Here is a 19,456-nt window from a genome sequence, read left to right as displayed (position 1 = left end):
TAAATAGAGAAAATGATAGCTATTAAATTATTGACATATTAGCCGTTAATTAGATTAGGATATTTAGGTGCATATTGCCGAATTCTATGAGTGAGGACAAAATGAGTTATCAACATGCAGGAATATATGCCATTGTAAAACGTGTTATTGGTTGGCTTATTTTTATTCCTGCCTTTATTTCAACGACAGTTTCGTTGATTGAGTTAGCTGCGATGCCAAGAGCAAATGGCGAGGGTGTTAATGCTGTGATTAATGATTTTTTTCGAGTATTAGCAGAAATGGTACAATTTAATACCCCGTGGCTAGACTTTTTTTGGCGTCATTCTCCAGTACCCAACACTCAAATAGGTTTTAGCCAACAGAATATTATCTTCTTTGTGATCTTCTTTTTAATGTTTATTGGCTTAGCACTGAGTGCATCAGGGTTAAGAATGTATCGCCAAGTGAAATATTTAAAAGAAAATATTCAAGATCAACTAATTATTGAACGAGCACTAAAAAGTGGTATTACAGCGCAAGAGCTAGAGCAGAATATAAAATTGCCGAGACATACACTATTTACTCAAGTCATGGTGCTGTATATTTCACCTATTATTGTGATCGCAATTGGTTATTTTCTGCTGAAATTTTTAGGCTGGTAGTTATCTATCACATTGACTTAATTAAAATAAACCTCGCAGGGTAACATTTTGCGAGGTTTATTTTTATCTATCGGTAAATAAAATCAGATTGTTTTAGTGTGTGCCGAGCAAATCATCAATGATTTTTCTGGCTGCTAGGTAATCTTTTTCTTCACCGAATAAATGACAGCGATTAAGGAAATAGTAGAGTTGGTAGATAGGCTGGCGTGATAGGAATTTTTCAGATAAAGGCCAGATGCTTTGGTAACCATCAAAAATATTGGCTGGCACAGAAGAGCATAGCGGTAACATGGCAATATCACATTCGCGATCACCCCAATAACAAGCAGGATCGAACATCGTTCCTTCAGATTGACCTATAGCAGCACAATTTTTAGGCCATAAGTTACCATGTAATAGCGAGGGTTGTGGATGATGATCGGCTAAACGGTGATTAATGATTTGAATGATTTCTTCTATATCACCGAAAACCATCCCTTTCTCTGAAGCGAGTTGCAACTGGATACCGATACGCTTTTCCGAATAGAAGTAATTCCAGCGCTTCTCCCAACCATTTGCTTGAGGTGTGGTATCTATATGGGTATCGAAATCAAAACCATAACGGGGTTGTTCTTCCCATTGATGCAATTTAGCTAACTGTTGACCAAAACAATACGCGCTGTGAGGTGTAAAAGGTTGCACAGGCAGAAATTCTAACAGTAAGAAGCTAGTATCTTTACTATTGCCAATGCCTAATACGCGAGGAATACGGATCGTTTGGCTTTTTGCCAACATTTCAAGCTGTTCTGCTTCATTTTTAAAGGTGGGCAAAAATTCCCGTAGGTTAGATTTTACAAAGACAGGGATCTCACCATATTGAATTTTCCAAGTGTGGTGTATATCACCGCTTGAAAGGTGGTGTTTTTCGCTGATCTTTGCTGAAAATCCTAAATTTGATTCAAGCAAACGACCAATATTCTGCCACATAGATTACACCTCGCAAAGTTGTTTACTTAGTAGACCCAAATAGTAACGAGCGATGTTTATACTATGACAATAACACTTTAATTAAATCAATACAGTATAAAACTAAAAAACGGGATGATTATCCCGTTTTTATAGCAATAAAGATTTTTATTAGGCATTGGCGGGTTTAGTTTGCCGTTTTATTTTTGCCAATTTAATCTGATTACAGAGTAATGCAATAATAAAGAACACCGCTTGCGTGAGTACAATAGAAGGGCCTGTGGCACCGTCAATATGAAAACTGATAAATGTACCAATAACACTCGATATAACAGAAAAAAGGATAGCGAGTGTGATCATTCGAGAGAAGCTTCGCGTTAATAGATAAGCGGTGATCCCCGGAGAAATCAGCATGGCGACCACTAAAATAATCCCAACGGCTTGCATCGAGGCGACAATCGTTAACGCCAAAATAGAGAGTAAGCCATAATGTAATAAAGCGACCGGGAGACCGACAATTCTTGCTTGATTAGGGTCGAAACAATACAACATAAAGTCTTTTTGTTTAACCAGCATAATAGTAATAGTAATTAAACAAATAGCACTAATCTGTATAAGCACATCAGGGGTGATACCTAAGATATTACCAAATAATATATGCATTAAATGTTGGTCAGTATCTACACTAGCGAAGATCACCAAACCGACAGCAAACATACCAGAAAAGACAATTCCCATTACCGTATCTTCTTTTATTCGGCTATGCTCTTTTAAATAACCTGTTGCAAATGAGCAAAATAGACCCGAAAGAAAAGCCCCTATCGTTAAAGGAATTGCAGTGACATAAGCTAATACCACGCCAGGTAAAACAGCGTGAGAAATAGCATCTCCCATTAGTGACCAACCTTTTAACACCATATAGCAAGATAAAATAGCGCAGGCGATACCAATGATAACCGCGGCAATAATTGCACGTTGCATAAAAGGATATTGAAAAGGTTCAATGAAAAATTCCATTAATTCATTCATAGTTGCACCTCTTCTTGTTGAGTAACGTCTTTTGGATGCTGGGATTGTGAAATAAGTGCTTGTGAACTTTGACGTGCGCGGCGACGGGCTGCCAACATGCCATGTTTAGGCGCAAATAAGAAGGCTAATAAGAAAAGGGCGGTTTGCATTGTGACGATAACGCCCCCCGTAGCACCATTAAAGAAATAACTTAGATAAGCACCAACAGCACTGGTTACTGTACCAATACAAATAGCGATAATAGCGAGTCGTTTAAATTGGTCAGTGAGTAAATAAGCGGTAGCGCCGGGAGTAACTACCATAGCAATAACTAAGATAGCGCCGACCGTTTGTAGCGCAGCAACGGTACATGCACTGAGCAAGGTAAAGAAGATGATTTTTAGTTTTAAAGGGGATAAACCAATAGAGCGAGCATGTACTTCATCAAAAAATACAACTAATAAATCTTTCCACATACAAAATAGAATAAGAAAAGAGACACCAGTAATGATAACGACTTGCCAGACATCTTCATCAGCAATGCCGAGAATATTCCCTAAAATAATGGTCTGAACGTTGACGGCAGTAGGGTTTAATGAAACCAGCAACAGACCAAAAGCAAAAAAAGTAGAAAAAATAAAGCCAATCACCGCATCTTCACGTAATCGTGTAATGTGACGAATAAAAGTCATTGATAAAGCAGCAAGTAGACCCGTAAAAAAAGCACCCACTGCGTATGGCAACCCTAAAATATAAGCACCGGCAACGCCGGGAACGACGGAGTGGGAGAGGGCATCTCCCATTAATGACCAACCTTTAAGAATAAGGTAAGAAGATAAAAAGGCACAGACAGCACCAACTAAGGCACTTACCCAGATAGCCTTTACCATATAGTTATACTCAAAAGGTTGTAGGAGTAACTCTAGCATCGCTAATCTCCTTGTTTACGCTTACTTTGATGAGCGGGAGTATGTTGTTCATGGTGGCCATAGAAAACGGCAGCGCGTTCATCATCGGTAATAACGGTAAGTGAACGTGGATCGTCGTCGTCGTGAAGATCAGGGCCTGATAAGCTGATATGACGCAATACGCCACCAAAAGCATGCTCTAAATTCTTTTGGGTAAAGGTGGTTTCTGTTGGCCCGCTATCAAGCACTGTTCTATTAATTAAAATAACGTGATCACAAAACTCGGGTACACTACCTAAGTTATGAGTTGATACTAATACTAGGTGACCTTCTTTACGCAAGTTACGTAATAATTCAATAATGGCATTTTCTGTTTTTACGTCCACGCCAGTAAAAGGTTCATCTAATAACAGTACGGTGCCTTCTTGTGCCATTGCTCGTGCTAAGAATACCCGTTTTTTCTGCCCACCAGATAGCTCACCAATTTGGCGATGTCCAAGCCCTGATAAGCCGACACGCTCTAAACAAGCTTCAACCACTTCATGATCTTGTTTCGATGGAATACGAAAAAAACCCATTTTTCCATAACGTCCCATCATCACCACATCAGAAACCAGTACAGGAAAATTCCAGTCAACTTCCTCTGTTTGTGGCACATAAGCAATCATATTCTGTTTAAGTGCTTGCTGAATAGGTTGATTATTTAATGTTACGGTACCCTTTGAGGGTTTGACTAATCCCATAATGGTTTTAAAAAGTGTGGATTTACCACTACCGTTGATGCCCACTAGGGCACAAATTGTGCCACCAGTGATAGAGAAACTTGCATCATAAATAGCAGTGTGACCGTTGTTATAGGTTACCGTTGCATTATCAACAGTAAGAGTAGGATTTATTTTTTTATCATTCATTGTCCAAATCCTTTCGCAATGGTATCGACAGTAATATTAAGTAGATCAATATAAGTAGGCACTTCTCCACCTGGGGCAGAAAGTGAGTCTACATAAAGAACGCCACCATATTTTGCACCAGTCTCTTTACTCACTTGTTTAGCAGGTTTATCGGAAATCGTACTTTCACTAAACACGACAGGAATATGGTGTTCTCTTACGGTATCAATCACGTATTTTACTTGTTGTGGGGTGCCTTGCTCTTCTGCATTAATTGGCCATAAATACACTTCTTTAAAACCATAATCATTGGTTAAATAGCTAAAGGCACCTTCACTCGTTACTAACCAGCGTTTTTCTTCAGGAATACGCGCTAATCTTGCTCTTAATGGCGCATCAAGTTGTTTAATTTGTTCAGCGTAACGCGCGGCATTTTGGTTATAAATTGCGGCATTATCTGGATCGTGTTCAACGAGCGCTTTACGAATGTTTTCGATATAAATTAATGCATTATTAGGCGACATCCATGCATGTGGGTTTGGGTTGTTTTTGTAAGCCCCTTCACGAATAGGCATAGGGGTAATACCTTCAGTGACAACGACCGCAGGCACATTACGTAATTCATTGAAAAAACGTTCAAACCAACGCTCAAGGTTTAACCCATTCCATAAAATAAGATCAGCTTTTTGCGCTTTGACAATATCTTTTGGTGTTGGTTGATAATCATGAATTTCTGCACCGGGTTTGGTGATAGATTCAACAACGGCAGCATCGCCAGCAACATTTTGTGCGATATCTTGGATAATAGTAAAAGTCGTGACAACTTTTAGCTTATCTTTTGCCTGTGCAGGGGTTATAAAGAAGATTGAGGCAACTAAGCATAATGCCGTAAGCGAAATTTTATTTACAGAGCGGAACATATCCATATTATATAGCCTTATAATTTTCGTGGAATTCTCTAACTGATAATGATTATCAATATCATTTCAAAAAAGTCAAGTTATCTCTGTGTGAAAGTGAAAATAGCTATTTGATAACAGCTGATACTAAGATAACAGCATGTATTTCAATAAATGTTAAGTAAATTGTCGTCTTTCTTTATAAAAATTAACAATCGATGGTAACTATTGGTGTGAAAGGTTGTTTAATACTCACAATTGATGAAATTTACAGCCAAATCATGGCTTACTGCTGGTTAAGGTATCTGTTTTTATGAGAGAAGCTTATCCTTAGTCCATTTTTTTAATGGACAGCGTTAGGTTTGTGTTTTTTAATAATCTCCTATAAAGCATAGGGCGAAATGATGAGGATAACGTGTGAAGACCAACATAATATTTCCTTTGGCAATTTTACTGCTGGCAGGGTGTGCAGATCCCAATCACCAAACGGCGAAAAAAGAGACACCGCGATTTTTAAATAGCCAGCCTGTAGAGCACAGAGTGAATAATGCCTCAATTTCTACTGCTCAATGGAAAAACACCCCTTTTGATGAGCATATTAAACAAGCTTCAGCCCGTTATGGTGTTGATGAAACCTTAATTAAAGCCATTATTCAGGTAGAATCTAATTTTAGGCCAGAAGTGATAAGTAAATCGAATGCGGTTGGATTAATGCAAATAAAGGCATCCACAGCGGGGAGAGATATTTATCAAAATAGAGGAAAAGCAGGGCAACCAACCACCGCTCAGCTAAAAGATCCGGCTACTAATATTGATTTAGGCACTGCTTATATTCAATTATTAAGAGAGCGACATTTATCTGGGATCTCCAATCCTGAAACACTCTATTACGCGACTATTTTGGCTTATGTGAATGGGGCGGGTGCATTACTCAGAACTTTTGATAAAAATAGAGATACGGCGATTGCCAAAATTAATGCCATGAGCGCGGATGATTTTTATCGTTACGTTGAAAAAAATCATCCTGCATCTCAAGCACCACGCTATTTAGCGAAGGTCAAAGCAGCCTATCATTTAGCGGATAACTTTTCTGATAAGCTGGCAGCAGCCGCTGATTGAGCTTGTTGTAATAAAGCGGGGAGATCAGCAATGATTTCAAGTACACCATTAATCATAAACTGAACTCCCATGCAAATTAATAAAAATCCCATAACACGAGAAATAGCATCGATACCACTATGGCCGAGATAGCGCATAATACCGGTTGAACCGCGCAGTGAAAGCCAAACAATCAGGCTAATTAAAAAGAAAGTGGTAATAGGTGCAACGTATAATACCCATTGCGCAATATCTGTACGTGAAGGAATTGATGCTGCTGTACTGATGATCATCGCAATTGTTCCCGGCCCTGCGGTACTTGGCATGGCTAAGGGCACAAAAGCAATATTGGGCGCCTGAGGATTTCGATGCGGATTTTTTTCTTCTGAAAGCGGATCGTCCACATTGGGAGTATGGGGAAATAACATACTAAAACCAATAAAAGCAACGATCATCCCCCCAGCAATACGAAGGCCTGGAATAGAGATACCAAAGGTCGTCATTATTACACGACCCGCATAAAAAGCGATGGTCATAATAATAAAAATATAGACACATGCCATAAAGGATTGTTGATTACGCTGTTCCTTGGTCATATTCCCCGACAGACCAAGCCAAAGCGCGACCGTGGTGAGTGGGTTAGTTAGCGGTAGAAGTAAAATAAGACCAAGACCGATAGCCTGAAAAAACTGGTAAACAGAGTACATAGAGTGTAAAGGCTCCTAACAACAGGTAATTAAGGCTACCGATCATAGCAAATAAATAGTAATAATAGTGTTGATATCAAGAAATATTTTTATATTTATAAGAAGGTTATGGGTATTTTTTCATTAACCACTCAAGATGTGTTTTCACCGCTTGCCAATCATAATCGGTAATACTATAGATACAGGTATCTCTGCGTTGACCGTTGGTGGTCAAACGATGATTACGTAATATGCCATCGAGTTTTGCACCTAAACGCTCAATCGCTCTACGACTGGTTTGATTTAAGATATGAGTGCGGAATTCAACAGCAATACATTGCAGATCTTCTAATGCATATTTAAGTAATAGATATTTCGCCTCGGTATTAATACCCGTTCTTTGTACCTCTTTTGCATACCATGTTGAACCAATCTCTACTCTAGGTGTATGGTTATCTACGTTCATATAGGTCGTCACTCCCACCACACGTTCACGGCGTTTATCAATAACGGCAAAAGGAAGCATTACTCCTTGTTTTTGTAATTGTCTTTTATGCTCAATATCTTGTTTTAATGTAGTGACAGAAGGAACTGTGGTAAACCAAAGTTCATCAGGCCTATCTTTAGCAATCAGTTCACGTAATGGTGATGCATGCTCCATGCTTAATGGTACTAAACGTACTAAATTACCTTCTAAGGTAGTCCAGTCTGTTATCTTTCTCATAGGCGATTCTCTAAGTCGGTGTATTAAATAGTTTCAAGGCAAGAATACTTTTTATACATAACAAATTTATTAATTGGTACGCTTATTTTAACGGTGATTAAAAATAGCTTAAGAATTTGTTTTTGTATAAAGAGAAAAATAACGTCATGAGTGTTTAACAACAGAGAATGACAGCTTAGCAACAGGGCAGGATACCGATGTCATGCTAATCTATACTTATTCGATAATCTTAATGAAGACATAGCAATAAAATAATAGGTAGCAAGATGACAGACACCACCAACACCATCGAATGGGATGACTTTTTACGGGTAGAAATGCGGGTTGGCACAATTATAAGTGCTGAAATAAATAAAAAAGCGAAGAAACCCGCTTATGTAATGGAAGTCAGCTTGGGAGAGCTAGGGACTAAACGCTCTAGTGCGCAAATTACCGTGAATTATACTCCTGAGGAGCTAATTGGTCGCCGAGTTTTATGTGTTTGCAATTTTCCTATTAAGCGGATTGCAGGGATCAAGTCTGAGGTGTTGATTACCGGGGCTGCTGATGAAAACGGTGCTATCGTTCTCGCAGAATTTAATTTACCTGTGCCTGATGGGGCTCGTTTAGCATGATCTATAGCTAATAGTCCTTTTCTTTTAACGCTCGCAGCGATTTTGTTATAGTATTTATTTTACTGTGAGCGTTAATGTGTAAGGGGATGTTTTGTTATTACCTGAATTACATTTGCGATGTTATACACAAGATACGGTATCACATCAGCATGAGAATATCTGGCAGATCATCTTTGGCTTAACCGGAACGATGGAAGTTAATTTCAATCGGCAAGATTTTCTTATTTCTCAACAAAACTGTTTAATTATCCCACCTACCATCGATCATGCTTTTGCTGGTCATCTCAATAATAAAAATCTTATTTTAGAACTTCCTGTCACATCACAGTGGCGACTGAATGAAAGAGGGGGAATGTTTGCCTTATCACCCGCAGCAATAGGATTATTAGCGTGGGTACATCAATACCCTCAAGCGCCAGAACATCATTCCACTCTCGCACGTCTGCTATTAGCCCAAATGAAAGTACAACCAAGCTGGGGGGATAAATTAGATCTCTGGCTAGAAGATAAACTGCATATGCCATTAACAGCTTCTGATATTGCTGGTGCATTAAACATATCAATCAGTACGCTACAGCGCAAAGTAAAAGCGGAATTAGGCATATCTATTATGCAGTATGTGATGCAAAAGCGACTCGCTAAATCCGCAGAGTTGCTCAAATACACATCATTAACGATTGAAAATATTGCTTTAGCGGTAGGGTATGATTCACATTCGGCTTTTAGCCAAGCTTTTCGTCAATACTTTCATAAAACCCCCAGTGAATATCGACAGTAAACGACTTACTGATGTGGTTGTTTTTCTTTTTTGGGGGCTAGCGAATAAGTACGAGGCAATAATTTATCAAATACTAAGGTAAATAAGTAAGTGTAAATAAAAAAGAAAATTAATATGGTCACCTCCATACTGATTGCTTTTGTAAAGCCAACACTATACCACCACATATATAATGGGATAGTAAAAAAAAATAGACCTAATTCAAAGCTAATAGCATGAGTTAACCGTACTACGACGGTTCGCTTTACAAGTTTTAATTTTAATTCAATAAATTCAAAAAAAGAGTTAAATAGATAATTCCAAATCAGCGCAATAACTGATACAGCGATGGCGACGGGAAGAGAGTTGTTTGAGCCACTTTGGCTTAAAAATGCTAATAATAAGGTGCTTAATAAAATAGCCAATAGTTCAAAGGTAATGGCATAAACTAATTTGCGTAGGCGAGGGGCTAGATAAAACACAAGCTGTACCTTTAATGTTAAATAAAGTCACTGGTCCGCCCCAGAAAAGTAGTATTTTAAAGCCACGGTTTCCGCTTGATGATGATAATAATAATGAAAATAGATAAAAATATCTATTCTATTTGTTCGTTAAAAAATTAATTATAGCCTATCGTGTATTTCCTATTTTGTATCATATTAGTTTAGTCATCAGTGACTGTCATTATGATAAGTGAATATGACGGTAGGGAGTAAGCATATTCACATAATTAAAAGCATATATAATTTGTTGTTGCTATGATAATATCACGCTTGAGTTATAGCAGTATGCCAAAGTACTTTTATTGTCGTAAAAACTTTGGTGTACATAACTTGCAGAGTGAAGCAAGTAACTGCTAATAACGTATTAAATTTTAAAGTAAAATTAAGAATGCATGTGATCTTGCGTATGGGTCACCACTGTAACTAAGGATTTTAAATGCCAATTATTACTCTTCCTGACGGGAGCCAACGTCAATTTGAAAATGCAGTCTCTGTCATGGATGTCGCTGCAGATATCGGTCCTGGACTTGCCAAAGCCTGCATTGCAGGGCGCGTTAATGGTGAGCTGGTGGACGCTTGCGAATTAATCGAGCAAGATTCACAACTGGCGATTATTACCGCAAAAGACGATGAAGGTCTTGAAATTATTCGTCACTCTTGTGCCCACTTATTAGGACACGCAATTAAACAGTTATGGCCACAAACCAAAATGGCGATTGGTCCTGTTATCGAAAATGGTTTCTACTATGATGTGGATTTAGATCATTCTCTGACGCAGGAAGATTTAGAAACGTTAGAAAAACGTATGCTAGAGTTGGCGAAAACAGATTACGATGTCATTAAAAAACGCGTAACTTGGGCACAAGCACGGGAAACTTTTGTTGCTCGTGGTGAAGATTATAAAGTCGCTATCCTTGATGAAAATATCAGTCAAGATGCACACCCAGCACTTTATCATCATCAAGAGTATATTGATATGTGCCGTGGCCCCCATGTGCCAAACATGCGTTTCTGCCATCACTTTAAATTACAGAAAATCGCAGGTGCATACTGGCGCGGTAATAGCGATAACAAAATGCTACAACGCATTTACGGTACCGCTTGGGCTGATAAGAAACAGTTAAAAGCTTATTTAGAACGTTTAGAAGAAGCCGCTAAACGTGATCACCGTAAAATAGGTAAACAACTTGATTTATATCATATGCAAGAAGAAGCGCCGGGTATGGCTTTCTGGCATAATGATGGTTGGACTATTTTCCGTGAGTTAGAAACATTTGTACGTTGCAAATTAAAAGAATATGATTATCAGGAAGTAAAAGGTCCATTTATGATGGATCGTGTTCTTTGGGAAAAAACAGGTCACTGGGAAAACTACAAAGAGAATATGTTCACTACTTCTTCGGAAAACCGTGAATATTGTATCAAACCTATGAACTGCCCAGGCCACGTGCAGATTTTTAAACAAGGTCTACGTTCTTACCGTGATTTACCATTACGTATGGCTGAATTTGGTAGCTGTCATCGTAATGAACCCTCTGGTGCATTACACGGTTTAATGCGTGTTCGTGGCTTTACACAAGATGACGCACATATCTTCTGTACAGAAGAACAAATTTTAAGTGAAGTAAATAACTGCATCAAATTGATTTATGATGTATATTCTACTTTCGGATTTGAAAAAATCGTTGTTAAGCTGTCTACTCGTCCAGAAAAACGCATCGGTGAAGATGCTTTATGGGATATTGCAGAAACAGACTTAGCAAAAGCCTTGACTGATAACAATATTGAATTTGAATATCAGCCGGGTGAAGGGGCGTTTTATGGCCCTAAAATTGAATTTACACTTTACGACTGTTTAGATCGTGCATGGCAGTGTGGTACAGTACAGCTGGACTTCTCATTGCCAGGTCGATTAGGCGCTTCTTATGTTGCTGAAAATAATGAGCGTAAAGTACCTGTTATGCTTCACCGAGCGGTGTTAGGATCATTAGAACGTTTTATCGGTATTCTAACTGAAGAATACGCAGGATTCTTCCCGACTTGGTTAGCACCACAGCAGGTTGTCGTGATGAATATCACGGATGGACAGGCTGATTATGTACAAAAACTCGTCAAAGAATTGCAAGATGCCGGAATTCGTGCAAAAGCAGACTTGAGAAATGAGAAGATTGGCTTTAAAATTCGTGAACATACTTTACGTCGTGTTCCGTACATGCTTGTTTGCGGTGATAAAGAAGTCGAATCAGGCAAAGTAGCGGTTCGTACTCGTCGAGGTAAAGACCTTGGCAGTATCGACGTTAACGATTTTAAAGAAAAACTTCTGCAAGAAATCAGAAGCAGAAGTCTTCATCAGTTGGAGGAATAAGGTATTAAAGGCGGAAAAAGAATTCAATCAACGCGTCAGAATCGTATCAATGGTGAGATTCGCGCTCATGAAGTTCGTTTAACAGGTTTAGACGGCGAACAGATTGGAGTTGTTAGTCTGAAAGAGGCTCTTGAGAAAGCCGAGGAAGCAGGTGCTGATTTAGTTGAAATCAGTCCTAATGCCGAGCCGCCAGTTTGTCGTATTATGGACTACGGCAAATTCCTCTATGAGAAAAGTAAGACTCTCAAAGAACAGAAAAAGAAACAAAAGGTTATTCAGGTCAAGGAAGTTAAATTCCGTCCTGGTACAGATGAAGGCGACTATCAGGTCAAACTACGCAACCTGATTCGTTTTCTTGAAGATGGCGATAAAGCCAAAGTCACACTGCGTTTTCGTGGTCGTGAAATGGCACACCAACAAATCGGTATGGAAATGCTTAATCGCATCCGTGAAGATTTGGATGAACTGGCTTCTGTTGAATCTTTCCCTAATAAGATTGAAGGTCGTCAGATGATCATGGTGCTAGCGCCGAAGAAGAAATAGTTAGGCAATTCAAGTAATAGCGTCAGTCTTTATTGACTGACTGCTATTCGCCTTATTATTTTATGTTATTAACAATGCGAAGTGGATTATAGAAATGCCAAAGATTAAAACAGTACGCGGTGCAGCTAAACGCTTTAAAAAGACTGCAGGTGGTGGTTTTAAGCGTAAGCACGCTAACCTCCGTCACATTCTGACTAAAAAATCAACTAAGCGTAAACGTCATTTACGTCCAAAAGGTATGATCTCTAAAGGAGATTTAGGCCTGGTCGTAGCTTGCCTACCATACGCATAAGTATCAGTTTTTTTAACAGAATTATAGACATTAGGAGTGTTATATGGCTCGCGCTAAACGTGGTGTTATCGCCCGTGCTCGTCACAAGAAAATTTTAAAGCAAGCTAAAGGTTATTACGGTGCACGTTCTCGTGTATATCGTGTAGCTTTCCAGGCTGTTATCAAAGCTGGTCAATATGCGTACCGTGACCGTCGTCAGAAAAAACGTCAGTTCCGTCAGCTGTGGATTGCGCGTATCAACGCAGCAGCTCGTCAGAACGGCATGTCTTACAGCCGTTTCATCAATGGATTAAGAAAAGCATCTATTGAAATCGACCGTAAGATCCTGGCGGATATCGCTGTATTCGACAAAGCTGCATTTGCTGCTTTAGTTGAAAAAGCGAAAGGTGCTCTGGCTTAATTAAGTCAATGGAAGAGGGAGTTAACTCCCTCTTTTATTTTGTCTAAATTTGTGGCTTAATGGTAAAATTCAATAAGTTACACATAATGAGAATGTCTCAATGTTAAATATCGCTTTTTTCCGCTTCTTTTTTTACTTTAGCGCCTAATTTTGGGGGCTTTTGCGCGTAAGAAAAGAAACGAAAAGTAGCGCCGGAGCCTCCATTTTGGAGGCTTTTTTGTTTTCAGTACTCAAACTTGAGTTCAGAAATCAAAAGGGCAATTTTTTAATCGTCATCATTGATAACAACTAATAGACCTCATCAGGTCAAAGGAAGAGGAAACGATGCCACATCTCGCTGAACTCGTTGCTCAAGCTAAAGCAGCTATCGAAGAGGCACAGGATGTTGCTGCGCTGGATTCGGTTCGTGTTGAATACTTGGGGAAAAAAGGTCATTTAACGCTCCAGATGTCCACGCTGCGCGACTTACCCGCTGAAGAGCGTCCAGCTGCTGGAGCGGTCATTAATCAGGCAAAACAAGAGGTTCAGCAAGCACTGAACGCTCGTAAAGAACAAATGGAATCAGCGCTATTAAACGAACGTTTAGCGGCTGAGAAAATTGATGTCTCTTTGCCTGGACGTCGTATTGAAAATGGTGGTCTGCACCCTGTTACTCGCACAATTGAACGTATTGAAACTTTCTTTGGCGAATTAGGGTTCTCTGTGGAATCAGGCCCTGAAATTGAAGATGACTATCATAACTTTGATGCGTTAAATATTCCTGCTCATCACCCTGCAAGAGCTGATCATGACACTTTCTGGTTTGATGCTAAACGTTTATTGCGTACTCAAACCTCTGGTGTACAAATTCGCACTATGCAAAATAAACAGCCACCGATCCGCATTATTGCACCTGGCCGTGTTTATCGTAATGACTATGACCAAACACATACTCCAATGTTTCATCAAGTTGAAGGCTTAATTGTTGATAAAGACATTAGCTTCACTAATTTAAAAGGAACACTGCACGATTTTCTGAAAAACTTCTTTGAAGAAGATATGGAAATTCGCTTCCGCCCATCCTATTTTCCATTTACAGAGCCTTCAGCTGAAGTTGATGTAATGGGTAAAAATGGCAAATGGTTAGAAGTCTTGGGCTGCGGTATGGTGCATCCAAATGTGTTGCGTAATGTCGGTATCGATCCTGAAGTTTATTCTGGTTTTGCTTTCGGGATGGGTATGGAACGCTTAACTATGTTACGTTACGGTGTCACCGATTTACGTTCATTCTTCGAAAATGATCTTCGTTTCCTCAAACAGTTTAAATAAGGTGGGATTATCTCATGAAATTCAGTGAACTTTGGTTACGTGAGTGGGTAAACCCAGCAATTAGTAGCGAAGAGCTTTCTGAACAGCTAACCATGGCTGGCCTTGAAGTTGATGGTGTAGAGCCTGTTGCCGGTGATTTTCACGGTGTTGTTGTGGGTGAAGTGGTTGAATGTGGACAACACCCAAATGCAGATAAACTACGAGTGACAAAAGTCAATGTCGGTGGTGAGCGTTTATTGGACATCGTGTGTGGTGCGCCAAATTGTCGCCAAGGCTTAAAAGTTGCTGTAGCAACGGTTGGGGCGGTATTACCGGGTAACTTTAAAATTAAAGCAGCCAAACTACGTGGTGAGCCTTCAGAAGGTATGCTGTGCTCTTTTTCTGAATTAGCTATCTCAGAAAACCATGAAGGCATTATCGAATTACCTGCTGATGCACCTATCGGTACCGATATTCGCGAATACTTAAAATTAAATGATAATGCGATTGAAATCAGCATTACACCAAACCGAGCAGATTGCTTAGGTATTATGGGTGTTGCTCGCGATATCGCTGTCATTAATAAAATGACATGCAAAATCCCTGATATGTCACCAATTGCAGCCACTTCTTCAGCGACATTTCCTGTGCGAGTTGAAGCACCACAAGCTTGTCCTCGCTATTTAGGTCGTGTTTTCACTAATGTGAATGTGAAAGCGAACACACCATTATGGATGCAAGAAAAATTACGTCGTGGTGGTATTCGCTCTATCGATCCTATCGTTGATATCACTAACTTTGTCTTACTTGAAATGGGACAACCATTACATGCGTTTGATCTTGACCATGTCGATGGGGCTGTGGTTGTTCGTATGGGCAAAGAGGGTGAAAAACTAACTTTACTTGATGGTAATGAAATCACCTTAAAAGATGATGTACTGGTTATTGCTGATGAAAAACAAGCATTAGGAATGGCAGGTATTTTCGGTGGTGGATCTTCTGGTGTTAATGAAGCAACTAAAAACGTATTTTTAGAGTGCGCATTCTTCTCTCCATTAGCGATCACCGGCCGTGCACGTCGTTATGGTTTACATACCGATGCATCTCATCGTTTTGAGCGTGGTGTTGATTCAACGCTACAATATCAGGCCATTGAGCGAGCAACGAAATTATTACTCGAAATTTGTGGTGGTGAAGTGGGTGAAATTATTGATGTCACCAATGACAGCTATTTACCTCATGTCGCTCCTATCAAATTAACACGTGCAAAATTAGACCGTTTATTAGGTCATGTTATTGATGATGAACAAGTTGTTGATTCGTTAACACGTTTAGGTTTTGGCGTCACCGTTGAAAATGACGGGTGGTTAGCCACTGTGCCTTCATGGCGTTTTGATGTTGAAATTGAAGAAGACTTAATTGAAGAAGTTGCACGTATTTACGGGTATAACAATATTCCAGATGTACCTTTACGTGCCGATCTGATTATGACAGACCACCGTGAAGCGGATCTGCCATTAAAACGTGTAAAAACCATGCTGGTTGATAATGGATTCCAAGAAGCTATCACTTATAGCTTTGTTGATCCGAAGATCCAAAGCTTACTGCATCCTAATGAAGAAGCGTTGATCTTACCTAACCCAATTTCTGCTGATATGTCAGCCATGCGTTTGTCATTGTTGACCGGATTATTAACCACAGTGGTTTACAATCAGAACCGTCAACAGTCTAGAGTTAGGTTATTTGAAGCAGGTCTGCGTTTTGTTCCTGATAATCAAGCAGAATATGGAATACGTCAGGAACTTATGCTAGCTGGTGTGATCGCGGGCAACCGTTATGAAGAACATTGGACTTTAGAGAAGCAAACTGTTGATTTCTTTGATTTGAAAGGTAATATTGAATCAATTCTGGAATTGACAGGCCAGTTAGATGAAATTACATTTAAACCAGCCAATCATTCAGCGCTCCATCCGGGACAAAGTGCTGAGATTTATCTGAGAAATGAATATATTGGCTGTATTGGTGTTGTTCACCCAGAGCTTGAACGTAAACTTGATTTAAACGGCCGTACGGTAGTATTCGAAATACGTTGGGACGCAATCGCAAACCGCAATTTACCGCAAGCGAAAGCTGTTTCACGTTTCCCTTCGAATCGTAGAGATATCGCTGTAGTTGTTCCAAATGATGTGGCTGCAGAAGATATTTTAGCTGAATGTAAGAAAGTTGGCGGAAATCAAATAGTTGGCATAAACTTATTTGACGTGTATTGTGGTAAGGGAGTAGCGGAGGGTTATAAGAGCCTCGCTATTAGCTTAATCTTGCAGGATATCGAGCATACTCTGGAAGAAGATGAGATTGCTGCCACAGTCAATACCTGTGTTGCAGCATTGAAACAGCGATTCCAAGCATCCTTGAGGGACTAGACCTATGGCGCTTACAAAAGCTGAAATGGCAGAAAATCTGTTTGAAAAACTTGGCGTTAGCAAACGCGATGCAAAAGACCTTGTAGAAGCCTTTTTTGAGGAAGTGCGTCGTTCTCTGGAAAATGGAGAACAGGTGAAGCTGTCTGGATTCGGAAACTTTGACCTACGTGATAAAAATCAGCGCCCAGGTCGTAACCCGAAAACAGGGGAAGATATTCCTATTACAGCCCGCCGTGTTGTAACTTTCCGCCCGGGACAAAAGTTAAAAAGCCGGGTTGAAAATGCGACACCAAAAGAGTAATACTTAAACACCAAAACGGCTTTCTATTGAAAGCCGTTTTTTTTCGACTTACTTCTACGATCTACTCCTTCTATTTTTCTTTTGGTTATCTGTGATAGCGCCTAATAGTTATTTTATTGTTTAAATAAGATGTGCTTGAGGGGAATAATCATTGGTTTAAAATCAATCATACTGGAAGGTTTATTTCTTTAAGATAGAAAATTAAATTTTCTTCATTGAAAGGGACTGTGTTATGTTGCCCTACATTTATTAGCAATTTATTTATAAAAATAGCGTAATTTATGGGCTATTTCCTAAACAATATGAATAATCAATATGATGATCCGCTTAATCAATTACGACACAAACAGCAAATTAGTGATAAGCTAAAACTCACTTTGCTGGTGTTAGTTTTATTTGTTCTTATTGTTATCTCACTTTCAGCCGGTGAAATTTGGTTATTCCCCAATAAATGGCTCACTGAAGAAGCTAGTTTATTTATTTGGCAAATTAGGCTTCCAAGAATATTGGCTGTGATGATGGTTGGCGCAAGCTTAGCGATTGCTGGTGCCATTATGCAGGCAATCTTTGAAAATCCGTTAGCAGAGCCGGGACTTTTAGGTGTAAGCAGTGGTGCGGGTGTTTGTGTTGTGTTACTGATTGTTTTCCAATTAGGAACTGCATACTGGTTAATAAGCAGTGCCGCGATATTAGGGGCTTTGGGGATCACCTGCTTATTAATGTTTTTCTCACAAATAAAAAAACTATCTAATGCTCAATTATTATTAATAGGCGTAGCATTAGGGGTATTAGCAAGTGCTGTTATGACTTGGCTGGTCTATTTTAGCTCTGCGTTAGATTTAAGACAATTAATGTACTGGCTTATGGGGAGCTTTAGTGGCATTGACTGGCGTCACCAAATATTATTTTGGGCATTACTTCCAATCATCACACTTCTTATTTGGCAAGCCGATATTTTAAATTACCTTTCTTTGGGGAGTTTTGAAGCCAAAAAACTCGGCATCTCTGTGATTATATGGCGTAATTGGTTTATTTTAACCGTTGGTTTATTAATTGGTTTTAGCGTTGCTCTAGCCGGCGCAATTAGTTTTGTCGGGTTGATTGTACCGCATTTATTACGATTGTCTGGTATCACACATTATAAAACCTTGTTACCGGGCTGTGCTTTAACGGGAGCGAGTTTACTGATATTCGCTGATTTAATATCAAGGCTGATGTTAAATGGCGCAGAAGTCCCTATTGGCGTGATAACTGCCACCTTAGGCGCACCTCTTTTTATTTGGTTATTAGCCACTAAACAGATGGAGCGCTTATAATATGGCACAATTAAAACTATATAAATTAGCTGTCAATAAAAGACTATATGGTATTACTGAACAAGTTAATGATGGCGAACGCATTCATTTAATTGGCGCGAATGGGGCGGGTAAAAGTACGTTGTTAATGGCCATTGCTGGTGAAGTTTCATACGTTGGAAATATATTTTTAAACAAAACTTCAATGAGAGATTATAAAATTGCCGAACTTTCTAGAATACAAAGCGTTGTTAGACAACAATCGTTAGCTTTGCCATTTATGCCAGTGTTTCATTATCTTTCTTTATCCTATCAGTTATCAAAAATGGATATTCAAGAATTGAATGCACTATTAAGCGATTTTCAAATCAATAAATTATTGTCAAAAAATATTCATCATTTATCTGGTGGGGAATGGCAACGCGTTCGGATTGTTGCCACTTTTATACAATTATGGTCAAGCGATGATTTAACAGGAAAATTAATGATGCTTGATGAGCCGGCAAATAATTTAGATATTGTACAACTTACTTTATTGGATAAATGGCTAGATAAATTTTGTCTACAAGGTGGCAGTATTATTATGAGTACTCATGATTTGAATCATTCTTATCTAAAAGCAGATAAGTTATGGTTTATGTTAGAGGGAAAAATAATCAACTCAGGTGACTCAGCACTTTTGTTGGATGAAAATTTATTATCTACTACATTTAATACTAAGATTAGATGTAATAGATCAGCAAATAGTGTAATTTGGCAAGTAATAGAGTGATGTTATTGAGTCAGAGTCTGCGCATCGGAAATTATTAAGCCTTCTTTAAGGCTTTCTTAATAACAACGGGTGCTGTGAAACAGCAAATTGTATATAATTAGTTTT

The 19,456-nt window shown here is 39.1% G+C and carries 22 protein-coding genes and 1 other annotated feature; of the genes, 14 read left to right on the top strand and 8 right to left on the bottom strand.

All coding sequences use genetic code 11. The features are described from left to right. Nucleotides 1-86: 86 nt before the first annotated feature. A complete protein-coding gene (locus GWI58_RS11505) occupies nucleotides 87-641 on the top strand; it encodes a YniB family protein (protein WP_004242582.1) in 555 nt (184 codons plus the stop codon). A gap of 93 nt (nucleotides 642-734) precedes the next feature. Here GWI58_RS11505 and GWI58_RS11500 read toward each other — a convergent pair whose 3' ends face one another. The 5 genes from GWI58_RS11500 to GWI58_RS11480 form a co-directional block, all read right to left on the bottom strand. After that, nucleotides 735-1,607, bottom strand: a complete 873-nt coding sequence (locus GWI58_RS11500) for a fructosamine kinase family protein (protein WP_004242583.1) — start codon at nucleotides 1,605-1,607, stop codon at nucleotides 735-737. A gap of 150 nt (nucleotides 1,608-1,757) precedes the next feature. Beyond that, entirely contained in the window at nucleotides 1,758-2,615 is an 858-nt protein-coding gene (locus tag GWI58_RS11495; RefSeq protein ID WP_004242584.1) for a metal ABC transporter permease, read from the bottom strand. Beyond that, the gene (locus GWI58_RS11490) at nucleotides 2,612-3,523 is read right to left on the bottom strand and encodes a metal ABC transporter permease (protein WP_004242585.1); all 912 of its coding nucleotides are present in this window, start codon (nucleotides 3,521-3,523) and stop codon (nucleotides 2,612-2,614) included. The genes GWI58_RS11495 and GWI58_RS11490 overlap by 4 nt, the downstream gene beginning before the upstream one ends. Nucleotides 3,524-3,525: 2 nt before the next feature. Next, on the bottom strand, nucleotides 3,526-4,413 hold the full coding sequence (locus GWI58_RS11485; RefSeq protein ID WP_004251467.1) for a manganese/iron ABC transporter ATP-binding protein: 888 nt from the start codon (nucleotides 4,411-4,413) through the stop codon (nucleotides 3,526-3,528). Then, a complete protein-coding gene (locus GWI58_RS11480) occupies nucleotides 4,410-5,318 on the bottom strand; it encodes a metal ABC transporter substrate-binding protein (protein WP_004242594.1) in 909 nt (302 codons plus the stop codon). The genes GWI58_RS11485 and GWI58_RS11480 overlap by 4 nt, the downstream gene beginning before the upstream one ends. Before the next feature lie 390 nt (nucleotides 5,319-5,708). Here GWI58_RS11480 and GWI58_RS11475 point away from each other — a divergent pair, with 390 nt between their 5' ends. Beyond that, the gene (locus tag GWI58_RS11475) at nucleotides 5,709-6,410 is read left to right on the top strand and encodes a transglycosylase SLT domain-containing protein (RefSeq protein WP_036918227.1); all 702 of its coding nucleotides are present in this window, start codon (nucleotides 5,709-5,711) and stop codon (nucleotides 6,408-6,410) included. On the opposite strand, the gene GWI58_RS11470 is transcribed toward GWI58_RS11475, so the two are convergent. Then, nucleotides 6,362-7,096, bottom strand: coding sequence for a MarC family NAAT transporter (locus GWI58_RS11470; protein WP_004242597.1), 735 nt, complete (start codon nucleotides 7,094-7,096; stop codon nucleotides 6,362-6,364). The two genes, GWI58_RS11475 and GWI58_RS11470, sit on opposite strands and share 49 nt — an antisense overlap. A gap of 106 nt (nucleotides 7,097-7,202) precedes the next feature. After that, a complete protein-coding gene (locus GWI58_RS11465) occupies nucleotides 7,203-7,799 on the bottom strand; it encodes a GNAT family N-acetyltransferase (RefSeq protein ID WP_004247938.1) in 597 nt (198 codons plus the stop codon). Nucleotides 7,800-8,065: 266 nt separating this feature from the next. Here GWI58_RS11465 and GWI58_RS11460 point away from each other — a divergent pair, with 266 nt between their 5' ends. Then, nucleotides 8,066-8,413 carry a tRNA-binding protein gene (locus GWI58_RS11460; protein WP_004242601.1) on the top strand — a complete coding sequence of 116 codons (348 nt, stop codon included), beginning with the start codon at nucleotides 8,066-8,068 and terminating at the stop codon, nucleotides 8,411-8,413. A 91-nt stretch (nucleotides 8,414-8,504) separates the two neighbouring features. Then, nucleotides 8,505-9,191, top strand: a complete 687-nt coding sequence (locus GWI58_RS11455; protein ID WP_004251463.1) for a helix-turn-helix transcriptional regulator — start codon at nucleotides 8,505-8,507, stop codon at nucleotides 9,189-9,191. A gap of 5 nt (nucleotides 9,192-9,196) precedes the next feature. On the opposite strand, the gene GWI58_RS11450 is transcribed toward GWI58_RS11455, so the two are convergent. After that, nucleotides 9,197-9,652: a PACE efflux transporter gene (locus tag GWI58_RS11450; protein ID WP_004242604.1), complete on the bottom strand. Its 456-nt coding sequence runs from the start codon at nucleotides 9,650-9,652 to the stop codon at nucleotides 9,197-9,199. Nucleotides 9,653-10,109: 457 nt separating this feature from the next. Between GWI58_RS11450 and thrS the strand changes: the two genes are divergently transcribed. The 10 genes from thrS (at nucleotide 10,110) to GWI58_RS11400 (ending at nucleotide 19,351) form a co-directional block, all read left to right on the top strand. After that, nucleotides 10,110-12,038: a threonine--tRNA ligase gene (gene thrS / locus GWI58_RS11445; RefSeq protein WP_004242605.1), complete on the top strand. Its 1,929-nt coding sequence runs from the start codon at nucleotides 10,110-10,112 to the stop codon at nucleotides 12,036-12,038. Nucleotides 12,039-12,041: 3 nt separating this feature from the next. Then, nucleotides 12,042-12,581 (top strand): translation initiation factor IF-3, encoded by a 540-nt coding sequence (gene infC, locus GWI58_RS11440; protein ID WP_012367833.1) that lies wholly within the window; start codon nucleotides 12,042-12,044, stop codon nucleotides 12,579-12,581. A gap of 94 nt (nucleotides 12,582-12,675) precedes the next feature. Beyond that, nucleotides 12,676-12,873 (top strand): 50S ribosomal protein L35, encoded by a 198-nt coding sequence (gene rpmI / locus GWI58_RS11435; RefSeq protein ID WP_004242608.1) that lies wholly within the window; start codon nucleotides 12,676-12,678, stop codon nucleotides 12,871-12,873. 43 nt (nucleotides 12,874-12,916) lie between these two features. Beyond that, complete coding sequence (gene rplT, locus GWI58_RS11430) at nucleotides 12,917-13,273, top strand: 50S ribosomal protein L20 (RefSeq protein ID WP_004242609.1); 357 nt, start codon at nucleotides 12,917-12,919, stop codon at nucleotides 13,271-13,273. A 99-nt stretch (nucleotides 13,274-13,372) separates the two neighbouring features. Continuing rightward, nucleotides 13,373-13,495, top strand: a sequence feature (Phe leader region). Next, nucleotides 13,374-13,421 carry a pheST operon leader peptide PheM gene (gene pheM, locus GWI58_RS18015; protein ID WP_120655563.1) on the top strand — a complete coding sequence of 16 codons (48 nt, stop codon included), beginning with the start codon at nucleotides 13,374-13,376 and terminating at the stop codon, nucleotides 13,419-13,421. Its footprint overlaps the feature before it by 48 nt. Before the next feature lie 102 nt (nucleotides 13,496-13,597). Continuing rightward, entirely contained in the window at nucleotides 13,598-14,581 is a 984-nt protein-coding gene (gene pheS / locus GWI58_RS11420) for a phenylalanine--tRNA ligase subunit alpha (protein ID WP_004242610.1), read from the top strand. A 14-nt stretch (nucleotides 14,582-14,595) separates the two neighbouring features. Further along, nucleotides 14,596-16,983 carry a phenylalanine--tRNA ligase subunit beta gene (gene pheT / locus GWI58_RS11415; RefSeq protein WP_110229289.1) on the top strand — a complete coding sequence of 796 codons (2,388 nt, stop codon included), beginning with the start codon at nucleotides 14,596-14,598 and terminating at the stop codon, nucleotides 16,981-16,983. Between the two features lie 4 nt (nucleotides 16,984-16,987). Next, on the top strand, nucleotides 16,988-17,284 hold the full coding sequence (gene ihfA / locus GWI58_RS11410; protein ID WP_004242612.1) for an integration host factor subunit alpha: 297 nt from the start codon (nucleotides 16,988-16,990) through the stop codon (nucleotides 17,282-17,284). A gap of 281 nt (nucleotides 17,285-17,565) precedes the next feature. Next, the gene (gene btuC / locus GWI58_RS11405; RefSeq protein WP_104459657.1) at nucleotides 17,566-18,600 is read left to right on the top strand and encodes a vitamin B12 ABC transporter permease BtuC; all 1,035 of its coding nucleotides are present in this window, start codon (nucleotides 17,566-17,568) and stop codon (nucleotides 18,598-18,600) included. A gap of 1 nt (nucleotide 18,601) precedes the next feature. Next, entirely contained in the window at nucleotides 18,602-19,351 is a 750-nt protein-coding gene (locus tag GWI58_RS11400; protein ID WP_161769189.1) for a vitamin B12 ABC transporter ATP-binding protein BtuD, read from the top strand. The last annotated feature ends 105 nt before the right edge of the window (nucleotides 19,352-19,456 follow it).

It is taken from the genome of Proteus sp. G2674, assembly GCF_009915195.1.
GTDB lineage: Bacteria > Pseudomonadota > Gammaproteobacteria > Enterobacterales > Enterobacteriaceae > Proteus > Proteus mirabilis.
This window is presented reverse-complemented; position numbering and strand designations above follow the sequence as displayed.